Source organism: Proteus sp. MB838, assembly GCF_054767435.1.
This window is the reverse complement of the sequence record NZ_BAABMO010000014.1, coordinates 25772-39950: the sequence shown is the minus strand read 5'-3', so window position 1 is coordinate 39950 and position 14179 is coordinate 25772. Positions and strand designations below refer to the sequence as shown.

Annotated in this window: 9 protein-coding genes; 3 read left to right on the top strand and 6 right to left on the bottom strand. The window is 36.8% G+C overall.

The genetic code is table 11. The annotated features are described in order from the left end of the window. Positions 1-133: 133 nt before the first annotated feature. Positions 134-472 (bottom strand): PTS system regulator TmaR, encoded by a 339-nt coding sequence (gene tmaR, locus ACYUCW_RS08170; protein ID WP_004247073.1) that lies wholly within the window; start codon positions 470-472, stop codon positions 134-136. 260 nt (positions 473-732) lie between these two features. Continuing rightward, entirely contained in the window at positions 733-1995 is a 1263-nt protein-coding gene (locus tag ACYUCW_RS08165; protein ID WP_004247818.1) for an MFS transporter, read from the bottom strand. A gap of 419 nt (positions 1996-2414) precedes the next feature. On the opposite strand from ACYUCW_RS08165, the gene sbcB reads away from it, so the two are divergent. Beyond that, a complete protein-coding gene (gene sbcB / locus ACYUCW_RS08160) occupies positions 2415-3845 on the top strand; it encodes an exodeoxyribonuclease I (protein ID WP_004247817.1) in 1431 nt (476 codons plus the stop codon). A gap of 81 nt (positions 3846-3926) precedes the next feature. On the opposite strand, the gene dld is transcribed toward sbcB, so the two are convergent. Together dld and ACYUCW_RS08150 are read right to left on the bottom strand one after the other, a co-directional pair. Continuing rightward, positions 3927-5696 carry a D-lactate dehydrogenase gene (gene dld, locus ACYUCW_RS08155; protein ID WP_460408359.1) on the bottom strand — a complete coding sequence of 590 codons (1770 nt, stop codon included), beginning with the start codon at positions 5694-5696 and terminating at the stop codon, positions 3927-3929. A 217-nt stretch (positions 5697-5913) separates the two neighbouring features. After that, on the bottom strand, positions 5914-6807 hold the full coding sequence (locus ACYUCW_RS08150; protein ID WP_460408357.1) for a LysR family transcriptional regulator: 894 nt from the start codon (positions 6805-6807) through the stop codon (positions 5914-5916). Between the two features lie 149 nt (positions 6808-6956). Here ACYUCW_RS08150 and ACYUCW_RS08145 point away from each other — a divergent pair, with 149 nt between their 5' ends. Both ACYUCW_RS08145 and ACYUCW_RS08140 read left to right on the top strand, forming a co-directional pair. Further along, positions 6957-8606 (top strand): alpha-keto acid decarboxylase family protein, encoded by a 1650-nt coding sequence (locus tag ACYUCW_RS08145; RefSeq protein ID WP_460408356.1) that lies wholly within the window; start codon positions 6957-6959, stop codon positions 8604-8606. 317 nt (positions 8607-8923) lie between these two features. After that, positions 8924-11857, top strand: coding sequence for an autotransporter domain-containing protein (locus ACYUCW_RS08140; protein WP_460408355.1), 2934 nt, complete (start codon positions 8924-8926; stop codon positions 11855-11857). Between the two features lie 64 nt (positions 11858-11921). Here the strand turns inward: ACYUCW_RS08140 and ACYUCW_RS08135 are convergent, their stop codons facing one another. Both ACYUCW_RS08135 and ACYUCW_RS08130 read right to left on the bottom strand, forming a co-directional pair. Beyond that, positions 11922-13301, bottom strand: a complete 1380-nt coding sequence (locus ACYUCW_RS08135) for an APC family permease (RefSeq protein ID WP_460408354.1) — start codon at positions 13299-13301, stop codon at positions 11922-11924. After that, a complete protein-coding gene (locus ACYUCW_RS08130; protein WP_017628390.1) occupies positions 13291-13500 on the bottom strand; it encodes a hypothetical protein in 210 nt (69 codons plus the stop codon). The genes ACYUCW_RS08135 and ACYUCW_RS08130 overlap by 11 nt, the downstream gene beginning before the upstream one ends. Between the last annotated feature and the right edge of the window lie 679 nt (positions 13501-14179).

Genomic DNA, 14179 nt, shown 5'->3' with positions numbered 1-14179 from the left:
GTTAATCCAAGAGCCTGTTAATTAGCAGGCTCTTTTGTTTTATGGCTTGTGTGACCATAACTATGATGAAAAAACGAAAAAAAAGGCCTCTGAACAACCATTCAGAGGCCTTTGAATTTGCCAGCTAATATAATTAATTTTTAATATTAGGAATATTTTTAATTTCACCCATCGCTTTTAATTGTTTTGACAATTCACGACGCTCTTTAGAGAGATCTGCATTTTTTATGATGTAATCATCTACACGATCTTCATAGTCACTACGCATATTAGCGATAATACCGAGTACATCTTCAATTGACATACCAGGCTTAATGTATTCACTTAAGTTGTCTAATAAAAGAACACGTTTTTGGTTATCACGGATCTTTTTCTCATTGTCAGTGATCTCACGACGGATTTTGTTTTTACGACGATACATACGCACAAACTCCAGTACGTTTTGGAAAGACGGCTTGCTTGCGTTATCCATTTCCTACACCTTTACAATTGATATTTAAGAAAAATAGTACTGTTTAAGATTATCGCTTAATCGTGTCAATAAACAAGTAAAGTTTATAAATTTAATTGATTTGGCTTAATAAACAGTAGATTAGAATGATACGCTCTATTCAATATAGTCAATCAGCCGATATTCGTAAACCTAAATAAAATCGATAAAAAAAGCTACCACTCACGAATGGTAGCCATAAAAATTATCTAGCAGCGCTGTAATAGCTAATGCCTACCCGCTTAAATCGGTTGAGCTTTATTGTTACTATCGAGATCAGTCATATCATGTTGTGGTAATGCTTTCGAGTCAGCACGTAACAACACAGCAGAAAGTAACGTAGTACCGACTACCATACATCCCATCACCATATACGTAGGGGCAAAACCGTAATGATCATAGCCATAACCCGCTAATGGGGATAACAATGTTGCCACAATGGAACTGACACATTGGAAACCGACTAAATACAATGTAGAAGATAAACGCTTATCAAAATGTTGGCTGTTATATTTAAAAATAGAAATTAACAGGATAGGAAGCTCAACGGCATGTAATAACTTCATACAAGAGATCATTATCGGCCCTTCAACTAATCCAGAACCAATAATACGCGCAGCCATCACACTACTCGCCAATAATAAACCGTTTTTCGCCCCTATTTTGTTCACTAAGAAAGGCGCAACAAACATTCCTCCCGCTTCTAAGAAAACCTGTAAGGAATTAAGATACCCGTACATCTCATTACCTTGCTGTAATGATGCAAATTGTGAAGAGAAGAAAACCGGGAACTGTTGATCGTAGACGCTATAAATACAGGTTCCGACCACAAATAATATTAATGCCCAAAAGCGCGGTAATGACAGTAAGTTTAATGCATCTTTGATGGTGAGTGCAGAAGGTTTACCATGCTCTAATTGATTAAAAGCATCTGGTTTATCTGTTTTTAGTAACGCCAACAGAATTAAGAAGATCACCCCCGCTATCGATGCCATAAAAAAGTTATAGTTAGGATCGATATTGATATTATGCCCAGCAATAAAGGTTGCCGATGCCCATCCCAAAGAGCCCCACATCCTCGCCCTGCCATACTCAAAACCACGAATACGGCTAACACGCTCAGTATAAGATTCTAAAACGCCGATCCCGGCATTAAAAGTCATTCCTACATAGAGCCCTCCGAGAATAGAGCCAATAAAAATATTCCAGCGTAATATTGCCGCAAAGCTAAGAAAAAAAGGCCCCGATAAAATAAGCAATACCGCGATAACCAGCAGTAAATTTTTGCGTAAACCCAGTTTATCTTGAATAAAGCCATAGAGTGGCTGGGCACATAAAGCAATCAATGATATAGCCGAGAATATCAAACCAGTATCTGTTGCTTTAAGTCCAACATATTGATGTAACCAAATAGAGATTAATGAAAACGATGAAGACCATGTAAAAAAGAAGAAAAATAGCAACGCACTTAAGATCACATAGTATTTTTTAGCATCTTTATTCATTGTTAAGCGCCTTATAAAGTCATTTTGCGACCAGAATGTTAACGTTAACTCTATTTATAACGTAGAAAATATTTACCATTATGTGATTTAACGCACTAAAGTTAACGTTAACATATAAGTTATGTGCGATAGATCGCTATTTGTATATCCCCATTAAACGAGGTTCTCCCTATACTCAACGCTATGCTCCTTTTATTTCTTATTCATTAGATATTTCACGTTTTAGTCAATATGGTTTACCATACCTTTTATCGCAGTTAAGCATTGTTAACAATTTGATATTTGTGACACTATCATCAATCAAACTTTGTCGTTATATCCATTGTTTAAACCCGATGCAACTCAATAGTGCAAGGTTTAATGCTTTAAAACTCATTTAAAAATCAATTAATTAAGCAGATAAATTACGGTAGGAAACCTTGTCAAATTCAGCTAATACCCCCACTTTCTATATCCATGACTACGAGACCTTTGGTACGCATCCTGCGATGGATCGCCCTGCGCAATTTGCCGGTGTCAGAACAGATATGGATTTTAATATCATTGAAGATCCTCTGGTCATTTATTGCAAACCGAATGATGATTACTTACCTCAGCCAGAAGCCGTCATGATAACGGGGATCACACCACAAATAGCACTAAAGCATGGTGTATCAGAAGCTGAATTTACTCGCCAAATTCATCAAGCTTTTAGCCAGCCTAATAGTTGTATTATGGGTTATAACAATTTACGCTTTGATGATGAAGTCACCAGAAATATCTTATATCGTAATTTTTATGATCCCTATGCCTATAGTTGGCAAAAAGGAAATTCACGTTGGGATTTACTTGATGTTTTACGTGCATGTTATGCATTGCGTCCTGAGGGAATTAATTGGCCTGAGAATGATGATGGTTTTCCGAGTTTTCGCCTTGAGCTATTAACTAAAGCAAATGGGATCTCCCACGAAAATGCGCATGATGCCATGTCAGACGTTTATGCAACTATTGCGATGGCAAAAAAACTCAAACAAGCGCAACCTCGTATGTTTGATTATTTCTTTAATTTACGTGATAAACGTAAAGTACAAGCACTGATAGATATCCCAACCATGACGCCGCTTGTGCATGTCTCTGGTATGTTTGGTGCAGCGCGTTCTAATTTAAGCCTTGTAGCTCCTTTAGCTTGGCATCCAGATAATCGTAATGCGGTAATTGTTTGTGATTTAGCTGCGGATATTTCCCCTTTATTAACCCTCACTTCAGAGCAATTGCGTGAGCGCTTATATACTCCTCGCAGTGAGTTATCTGCCGATGAGCCACCTGTTCCGATAAAATTACTGCATATTAATAAATGCCCTATCGTTGCACCTAAAAATACCCTCAGATCTCAAGATGCCGATAGAATTGGATTAGATATTGATAATTGTTTAAATAACCAAGCAATATTGCTGTCTAATCCTGAGATCCGCAATAAAGTCGTCGAGATTTTTGCTCAGCAAACACCATTTACCCCTGCAGATGATGTTGATGCTCAATTATACAATGGCTTTTTTAGCGATAATGATCGTAGCGCGATGGAAATTATTCGCTCAACACAGCCACAAAACTTACCAGCACTTAATTTAACTTTTGAAGATCCACGTATGGAGCCACTGTTTTTCCGTTACCGTGCGAGAAACTTCCCAGCCACATTAACTTATGATGAACAACAACGTTGGTTAGCGCATAGAAAAGAGCAATTAACGCCAGAAAAGCTGACTGAATATATCAATACCATTCAGCTGTTAGCAGAAGAACATAGCGATAACGAAGAAAAGCTAAAACAACTGCAAGAGCTATATTTATATGCTCAAGAAATTGCGAGTTAATAACATCAGATAAGCAATTAAATTACGCAAAAGGCAGGTTTCCCTGCCTTTATTATATTTAGCTGTCAGAGAATAAAAAACTTATTCTTTGTTTTCTATATGATTAACTTCAGCTTGATTATGATTATGCCCGCAACCACACTCTTCTCCCCAATATTTTAATTTGGAGGTTTTACCAATGCCTGGGTTCATGCTATTTGTCGGATCGTTATGTTTATAAAACGCTTTTAATTGCGGTTTTGCATAATAGAGATGCCCTACATTATGCTCTGCTGGATATTCCGCACCACGTTTGTCTAGTAAGGCTAACATCTGTGCTTTAAGTGCCTTAGCGTCAACACCTTTTTTAATAATATAATCTTGATGCATAACGTGACACATAAAGTGACCACAGTACAATTTATAGAGCAATTGGTTTTCTATTTCAGGAGGCAGTTTTTCAAACCAATCTCGATCATTACGACGTAATGCAATATCCAAAGGTAGCACATCTTCCACATCGTTAATATGAACGGCATGATAACGCACCGCGGCACCCGCGGCGGCAAAACGATGTAAAAAGGCTTTATTACCTTCTTCTTCTGTACATTCGAAATAATCCCCCGTGGCATGTTTAAAATATTCTTTTAAATAAGTTGAGGCTTCTTCTATACCACTATCCGCCATTCTTAGCATTAAATGGTGCTCATATTTATCGCGATATTCTGTCATACGAGCAGGTAAATGAGCAGGCCATAACTTACTCATCAATTGCATTGTTCTATCAGTTAGATTCTTAGGCAAAAATGGCACTTTATTAAGAACAGCATCAACACGCCCTTTAATAGCAAATAATGCTGGCATCTTATCTGTACCTAACTTATCAATAATTAAAAAGGTATCTTTGCCATAAACTTCTGCCATCTTGTAGTAACTTCGATGCATATACTCACCCGCAACGGGTAATACCTTAAATTGACTGAGAATATGGCGACGGATATCTTCTAACTCATCAGGATCATTGGTCCCAATATAGAAAACTTGTGTGCGATGATCTGCTGGGAAAGTATCTAATCTCACGGCAAAAACAGAGAGCTTACCGGCGCTTCCCGCCGCTTCAAAGAGACGTCTTTCGTCATTATTAAATCGAGATGGTGTATCTGCATCAATATCACGTACTCGCTCACTATATTCATGATCAGATGCCAGTTTATCCGTCGCATGAATTTGTTTCGCATGATAATGTCGATTATCCAGATTGGTTAATATCTCTTCCGGAGTGTCACCTAAATCAATTCCCAAATGGTTGATAAGCTCTGCTTCACCTTGTTCATTAACACGGGCATAAAGAGATAACTCAGTATAAGCAGGACCGCGGCGCACTAATGCACCCCCTGAGTTATTACAAATGCCTCCAATTACCGAAGCACCAATACAAGAAGAGCCTATCACTGAATGTGGCTCTCTTCCTAATGGCTTTAATACTTTTTCTAAGTGCCATAATGTACTGCCAGGAAAGGCAATAACTTGGTTATATTCAGAAAGAACTTGTATTTTATCTTGGCGCAAGGTACTGATGATAACAATATCACGATCATAGTCATCACCACTGGGGGTTGAACCTTCTGTTAACCCGGTATTTGCCGCTTGCATAATAATAATTTTATCGGCTTCAACACAGGTTTTAAAAATACGCCACTGTTCTAATAAAGAGCCGGGGAATACCACTACCAGCGCTTTTCCCTGTCCGGAACGAAACCCTTTACGATATCGCTCTGTTTTATGCTCTTGGGTTAATACATGTTTTTTACCGACAATACCTTCTAACTTACGAATAAAATGCTGGTTTGTGGAGCTGCTACTCTCATTCATTGTCCCTATCCTATTCCTGTCTTGTCTGATTTTTCTATTTATCACTGTTTAATTTTTATTTAAAAATAATGAGATAAAAAGAAATGTATTATCAATATAACCACTTTTATACCATTGTGGGCAAGTTAATCACAATAAATTAGCCGCTAGTTTGATAAAATAATTATAGCTACCATTAATAAAACACTTTTTACAAAGCGTATTTATCATTCCATGATTAAATATTCTCTTTCATTAATTTCTCTATTGCTAATTTATTCCATGCTTGGCAACTACGGCTTTGGTAACTATTTTGATTGGTGGCTAAAGCTAATTGATAAGATAACCTAGGGGAAGTAATGGGAATAACCACTAAATCATCGATAGGATATTTATTACACATGCTATTAGGCAACAGTGTGATCCCGACACCGACTTTAACCATTGCAATAATTAAATCTAAATGATTACTTCTCCCCACAATTTGTGGTTCAGTGTTATAAATCCCACAAGCACTACGTACCAAATCATTAATACGAAAATCTTCTGAAAAAAAGATAAACCGCTCTGTAATAAGCTGTTTAAAATTAACCTTCTTATCTTTAGCCAAAGGATGGGATTGTGCTACTAATAACATCAAGTGATCTTCTGAAAAAATGGTTAATTCAAAATCTTTATCATTAAAAGGTAACATCACTGCCGCAGTTTCTACCGTGCCTTCTAACATCGCATCTTCCATCTGTTTGGTGCCCAGCTCAAAAATTTTAAGTTCAACATTGGGATGGCGAGAGCTAAACGCCATGATAATATCAGCAAAATAGGTTGAGGCTATAACAGGAGGTAATCCGACATTTAAGGCGCCTGTTAAAGGTTCATCTTTATCATTTAATGCTTTATTCATACTATTAAATTGAGCGAGGATCTGCTTTGCATGCTCATATAAAATAGCACCGTCATCAGTTAATTTTACCCCATCCACTTCTCTTATTAATAAAACAGTGCCTAATTCATCCTCTAATTTTTTAATGCTACTACTAATGGCTGGTTGTGTAATAAATAAAGCATCAGCGGCTCGGCTAAATCCATTTAATTGAACAACTTCAATAAAATAGCGTAAAACACGAATATCCATAAATAATTTTTACCTTATTACTTTTGGTTATACCCCCAATAATAATAAACCATTTCCTTAAAAACAAAATTAGCGATAGAACATTAAGCATAATGTAAGAACTTTACTATCATTTAGTAGATTATTATTTCAGATTTTCTGGAGATTATATGACAAACACAGTTATTAAGTACGTTTTAGACCGATTATATGATTTAGGTATCAAAGATATTTTTGGTGTTGCTGGTGATTACGCCTTCCCTATTGAAGACACTGTTTGCAACAACCAACAACAACGTTGGATTGGTAACTGTAATGAATTAAATGCGGCATATGCTGCAGATGGCTATGCCCGAATTAAAGGTATGGCAGCATTATCCACTACCTTTGGCGTAGGTGAATTAAGTGCGATTAACGCTATTGCCGGTGCCTATGCTGAAAATTTACCGATTTTCCATTTAGTTGGCATGCCAGCAAGTGGCGTACAAAAAAGTAAACGCCTTGTGCATCATACTTTAGGTAATGGTGATTTTGATGTTTTTTATCAGATTGCTCAGCGCCTTGCTTGCGCTCATACTATTTTAACACCCGAAAATTGTGTGGAAGAAATGGAGCGCGTAATAGATGTGGCATTAAAAGAGCGTCGTCCTGTTTATATTAGTATACCTTCAGATTATGCTAATAGCCAAGTAGTAGCGCCGTTATCTGTTACCGCACCACAAAAGCCAACAAGTGATAAAGCAACATTAGAAAAAGCAGTATCAGCAATCATTGAGAAACTCACCCACAGCAATAATGTCTGTGTATTACCAGGCTTTTTATCTGCACGTTTAGGGTTAACAGATAAAATCCAGCATTTTATTGATAAAACAGGTTTACCTTATGCCACTATGTTTATGGATAAAAGCATATTAAGTGAATCTAACGCTCAATATGTTGGTATGTATGACGGACAATTAATGACACCAGAGGTCAGAGAATTTGTTGAAAGTAGTGAATATATATTAGGGATCGGTACATTACTGACTGACTTTAATACAGGCAGTTTCACTGCTAATATGAAATCAGAACAATTTATCAGTATCATGCCAGACTATGTTGAAATTGATTCTGTGATCTACTCCTGCGTTTATATGACAGATATTCTTTCTGAATTAACCCAACGACTACCAAATAAAACTTATCATAAAATAACAGCGAAAGGATTAGGTGAAGCGGTTGCATCTGATAATGATAAAATTACAGCACAATATCTCTATCCTCGTTTAGAAAAATTCTTTAAGCCTAATGATATTATTATTGCAGAAACAGGAACCTCATCCATGGGATTAGGCTTCGCTTTATTACCTGAAGGTGCACAATTTCATAACCAAACACTATGGGGCTCTATTGGTTGGGCAACACCGGCTGCATTAGGCGCTGCATTAGCGGCACCAGAAAAACGTATTATTTTAATTACCGGCGAAGGCTCTCATCAGTTAACAGTACAAGAAATTAGTCAATTTGTTCGTTTCGGTTTAAAACCTATTATTCTAGTATTAAATAACGATGGTTATTTAATAGAGAGATTATTATGTGATTACCCCGAAGCTTATTATAATGATTTAGCTCAGTGGAACTATCATCAGTTACCGCAAGCCTTTGGTGCAACAGATTGGTATAGTGAAAAAGTAACTACAGCAAGTGGACTAGATAATGCGTTAAATAAAGCCGCACTAACAAATAGCGCATCTTATATTGAGATAGTCACAGAGCGATATGAGGCCTCTGAATTAGCGCAAAAATTAAAAGAATCAAAAAGTTCATTATATTCATTCTAAAATGAATAAGTAGAATAACTAATTAAGCATTTAACAGTACAAAATAGATAAAGCTTAGCTAATTTGCTTAATAAATAAGGTATAATTTAAATCATCGGCATACTCTAATTTTTATTTTTAATATAGAGAATATGCCGATATTTTTTACTACATTGATCACACTATATTCAAACTATCATATAATGTTAGTAAAAATAATAAAAAAAACGCTGAATAAATTACTGCAAAACAATTTAGAAAATATCTCTAATATAATAATGCCTGTCATAAAAATTAAATATAGCTAATATAAATTAGCTCTCAATTTTTTAGAGATTATGGCTTATTTTATGAAAAATATCGTAATACCTACCTCGTTAAGCTGCTTTTTTTTACTTTTTTCCCATTCAACATGGTCTGAAACCAATATTTCACAAACCAAACAACGAATTATCGACCAACGTAATTATTGGTTAGATGAGATCAAAAATGGTGTTATCACAACTAGCCCTCAAAAAGGATCGAGAACCGCCGAATTAGATAGAATAATCAGTAATAATTATCAAGCCATTACCGGCAAACGTAGAGAACTTGCCGAAGCGGATAAATCACAGTCTCATACTTATGTGTTGAATACCTATGCTAATATTTTATTTGGTGATAAGGCTAAATCGATCAACTTTAGCGATATTCAAGCTTATCAAGATCTCAATAAATTACATAGCACAGGCACCTATGCTTATGATACAAACAAAAAAAGAGTACGCTCGATAGATTTTATCTTAAAAGAACTTTTTTTACGTGGCCGACCTTATCAAGTACTTGATAAAGAAGGTCATTATCTTGATAACTACACCACTATAACAGGCTCATCTTATCCCAGTGGTCATACGTGGAACGGATACAAACAAGCTGCAGTGTTATCCATCTTATTCCCTGAAAAGGGCAGTGAAATGTTTGCCAGAGCAATAGAATATGGTGAAAGTCGAGTTATTGTCGGGGCACACTTCGCAACAGATACCATTGCATCCAGAATAGGCAATTATTACCTGCTGTCACAAATACTTGCAGATGATGACACCACCCGCACTTTTGTAGAGCTTGCCAAAGAAGTCCGCCAAAATGTTGCTAGCCAATGCAAAAATCAACATTGCTTAACGACCTCGACAACAATCACTAACGATGAAACAGGTTATTACGCAACCAAAGATCCAGAGCCTGCACCACGCATTACCCCTAATGAAATACCAACATCTGCCAACGCTTTACTGCGTTTACGCTTTGCCTATTTAACCAAAGAGCAACGACAATCTATCTTAGCGAGTACCGCCTACCCGAGTAATTCATTGGCTGGCTGGGCTGCAAACAAAGATGATCCAAACGCCAATTGGGGATTAATTAATCTCCCGAAAGCCTATAATGGCCCTACTTATTTCTACAATCATTTTATTGTTAATCAAATAACTAATGAATTTGACTTTGCTGAATTTGGTCAACTTGATGAATGGAAAAATGATATTAGTGGGCCTGGCAAATTAATCAAACAAGGTAATGGCACCTTGATCTTATCAGGCAATAACCATTTTGCTGGCGTTGAAGTTAATCAGGGTCATTTACTGCTCACTAGTGAAAACCACTATGCAAAAAATTCTTCCATTAATGGTGGTACATTGCTTCTTGAAGGAACACTAAACACTTTACTAGATGTCAACAAAGGAGCATTGCTATTAAATGGTGGGAGCGTTGATTCTCAAGTCAATATCAATAACAAAGGGATACTTTCTGGTAAAGGAAAAATTAATAAGCTGGCCGTTTATTCAGGAGGCATCGTATCACCGGGTCATTCAATAGGTACAATTAATATCGATGATACTGTTATTTTTAATTCTGGTGGCAACTACCATGTTGAAATAAATTCACAAGGTGATAGCGATAAAATAATCAGTTTGGGTACCGCGACACTGAATGGTGGAATGGTTAATGTATCGCTTGAAAATAGCCAAAATCTGCTAACAAAAGATGATGTTCAAAGTTTATATAACACAAAATATACCATTTTAACGGCAGATCACGGCGTTAATGGTCAATTTACTGATGTAAATCCAAACTATCTTTTTTTAGGTACCACACTGTCCTACGATAAAAATTCAGTAATACTAAATGTCGGAAGAAATAACACCGCCTTTTCAAGTGTGGCTAAAACAAAAAACCAACTATCAATCGCCAATGCGATAGACGCATTACCCTTGGGACATCCTATTTATGAAAGCATTATAAGAATGGATACAGGGAATGATGCCCGCTCTGCCTATAATCAATTAACAGGTCAAATTCATGCGGATATCTTATCTAACCAACTCAACAATAGCCGGCAAATAAAAGAAACACTCCTCTCTCAGATTAAAAATGCAGAAATAATTAATAGAGAGAAAGAAAGTGCAGATAACAAAGGTCATGTTTGGGCTAAAATTCTCTCTAATTGGGAAAAGACTTCCAATGATGGCAATGCAAATAGCTATGATGCTTCCACCTATGGCGTACTATTAGGTGCAGATCAGCGGGTTAGTCACGATAAAATGCTGCTTGGTATTGCAACAGGGGTCACCAAAACCTCACTATCTGGTGATAACAGTCACGCAAATAGCGAAAATTACCACTTATCACTCTATGGTGGCTATGATTTTGACACAATCGCGTTACGTGCTGGTGCATCTAATACCTTTCATCGTATCCATACAACAAAATCGGTCAACTATGGTGTACAGTCAGATAAAAATAAGGCGAATTACAATGGGAACACTAGCCAAATTTTTATTGAAGCAGCTTATCCCATCACCCTCTCAGATACACAATTAGAGCCTTTTGTTAATTTTGAATATGCCAAAACGAAAAATGCTACCATTAACGAGCAAGGTGGACGAGCAGCCTTACAAGCCCATTCGCAAACTCTAGAGTCAACCACCTCCACTACAGGGCTACGTTTAAATAACCAATGGAAATTTAACAGTAAATCAACGGTTTCTCTCTATGGTGAGCTAGGCTGGCGACACCAATATAACGATGTAGAACGAGGGATCCATTTACGTTTCACACAAACCCAGCCTACATTTATAGCAAATAGTGTTGATACTGCTCGAGATGCACTGGTGGTAAAAGCTGGAACAACTATCCAAATCAATGAGACATCAAAAGTCTCAATTGGATACAGCGGACTAGTGGCAAGAAATCAGCACGATAATGGTATTGATATGAAACTCTCTATCGCGTTCTAACATAAACAAAAAATGGCCTCACTGATGAGGCCATTTTTAAACAATCAACACACTAAATACAATGTTATTTCTCTGGCATTTGAGGCATAGGTCGACGGAATCGACGAGTGATCCACACCATATAAAGTATACCAATTGCCCCCCAAATCAGTCCTAATTCCATAGAGCCTGGTTCAAGGTTTACCCACAGTACCCCCATTGTCGCGGCACCAATAATCGGTAATATAAGATAGTTAATATGATCCATTAACCCTTTATTACGACGCTCACGAATGTAGAACTGCGAAATAACAGATAAATTGACAAAGGTAAATGCCACTAACGCACCAAAGTTAATTAACGCTGTAGCAGTGACTAAATCAAAAAAGATCGCCCCTAGCGCTAAAAAGCCAACTAATAGTACGTTAAATGCCGGTGTACGCCATTTGGGATGAACACAACCAAACGCTTTTTCAGGGAATACACCATCACGTCCCATCACATACAGCAGACGCGCAACACCTGCGTGAGCCGCCATACCCGATGCTAATACCGTCACACAAGAAAACACTAAGATAATAGACTGGAACAAGGCTCCTGCTACATACAGCATAATCTCAGGTTGTGACTCTTCTGGATTTTTAAAACGTGAAATATCTGGGAAATATAATTGTAAAAAATAAGAAACAGCGATAAAAATTAAACCACCGATTAACGCAGTTAAGAAAATCGCTTTTGGTATCACATTACCGGCATTGGGTGTTTCTTCAGATAAGGTACTAATGCCATCAAACCCTAAGAACGAGAAGCACAAAATTGTCGCGCCGGTTATCATTGGGATTAATTCAGCATCTACTGACGCAAATGGGCGGAAAGTCCATAACTCCCCTGTACCTTCGCCGTTATATACGCCATGAATTAATAAACCAACAAATACCACCATTACAGCTACTTGAATAACAACAATAACGGTATTTAAGTTAGCCACAACGTTAATTCCGCGTAGATTAAAAAATGTCATTAACGCGACTAACGCAACAACAAAGATCCACGGATCAACGCCTGGGAATATGGCTTGTAAATAAATTTTAGCCAATAAGATATTTATCATTGGCATAAATAAGTAGTCTAATAATGAAGACCACCCAACCATAAAACCAACATGTGGACTCATGGATTTTTGTGCATAAGTATAAGCAGAGCCTGCTGAAGGGAAACGCTTGACTAATTTCCCATAGCTCACTGCGGTAAATAAAATAGCGGTTAACGCAATAGCATATGATGTTGCCACATGACCATTGGTTATGCCTGATACAATACCGAAAGTATCAAAAATCGTCATAGGTTGTAAAAATGCCAACCCCATCATGACGACTTGCATTAGCGTCAATGTTTTGCGTAATTGAACACGGTTATTAACACCAGTTTGATTGGTGCCGATAGAGGAGATGACATTATCTGACATGAGCGAACCCTCCCATAACTTCGAACTGAGTACTTGATAAACTCAACCGACAGTTACTGGGAAGACTTCGCATCTGTCTATAAACAGAATAGAAAGAAGTTTTTGAGGACAGGAGTGAGTTTAGGAGACGCCGTGCTCCGTAGTCATCATTACCGCAGGTGCCGTTAGGCCCGACTGCGAAAGAGAATAATTGTACCATATTAGCATTCCTCTATCACGACAACCCTTTCTCTAAGGGGCTGGCTGCTAATCAAATTATGTTATCTATTCAGACTAAAATAAGTCTGACCTCTTGGTGTAGTAATAAGTAAAAAGCAAAAAAAACCGATGCAGTTAAAACGCATCAGTCATATTTTTAGTGGGCGCATTTTGCACGTCTCAGACTTAAATAGCAATAGATTTTCATCAAAAAACCACCTTTTTTTACGATCTTTTTAAATAGCAAACTAAGTTAGCCTTTACTGTCACATTTCATTGACAATATTTGCGTTTTTATCACAAAGCCTAACTTTGAGATATAGCCTATTGTCGTTTGGTATTAAACAACAAAAATCATTAATACATTAACAATCAAAAAGTTAATTAATTCTGCATGTTATATACAACAATACCAACCAAAATAAAGTATTAATAATGCATAAATAAATCTAATGTAAATTAATTGCTTATTTCACGCTATAAAGACTAAAAAAGATACAGCCAACTGAAATACCATTATTTTTCAACAAGCCATATAGAGTAATCAAAAATGATTTTCAGTAATAAGAAAAAAAGATTAAGTATTCAGTAAAGATAGTCAGTGGTTAAAACAAATGAACCTTATTTTTAGGTGATTCATTAAACTAAATATAAATGCCTATTATGCATTTTGCCAGTAT

What these genes read in the sequence shown, in the direction of transcription:
- ACYUCW_RS08150 (WP_460408357.1), bottom strand. Translation starts at nt 6,807, where the DNA reads ATGGATATTCGTGTTTTACGCTATTTTATTGAAGTTGTTCAATTAAAT.
- tmaR (WP_004247073.1), bottom strand. Translation starts at nt 472, where the DNA reads ATGGATAACGCAAGCAAGCCGTCTTTCCAAAACGTACTGGAGTTTGTG.
- ACYUCW_RS08145 (WP_460408356.1), top strand. Translation starts at nt 6,957, where the DNA reads ATGACAAACACAGTTATTAAGTACGTTTTAGACCGATTATATGATTTA.
- dld (WP_460408359.1), bottom strand. Translation starts at nt 5,696, where the DNA reads ATGAATGAGAGTAGCAGCTCCACAAACCAGCATTTTATTCGTAAGTTA.
- ACYUCW_RS08130 (WP_017628390.1), bottom strand. Translation starts at nt 13,500, where the DNA reads ATGGTACAATTATTCTCTTTCGCAGTCGGGCCTAACGGCACCTGCGGT.
- ACYUCW_RS08135 (WP_460408354.1), bottom strand. Translation starts at nt 13,301, where the DNA reads ATGTCAGATAATGTCATCTCCTCTATCGGCACCAATCAAACTGGTGTT.
- ACYUCW_RS08165 (WP_004247818.1), bottom strand. Translation starts at nt 1,995, where the DNA reads ATGAATAAAGATGCTAAAAAATACTATGTGATCTTAAGTGCGTTGCTA.
- ACYUCW_RS08140 (WP_460408355.1), top strand. Translation starts at nt 8,924, where the DNA reads ATGGCTTATTTTATGAAAAATATCGTAATACCTACCTCGTTAAGCTGC.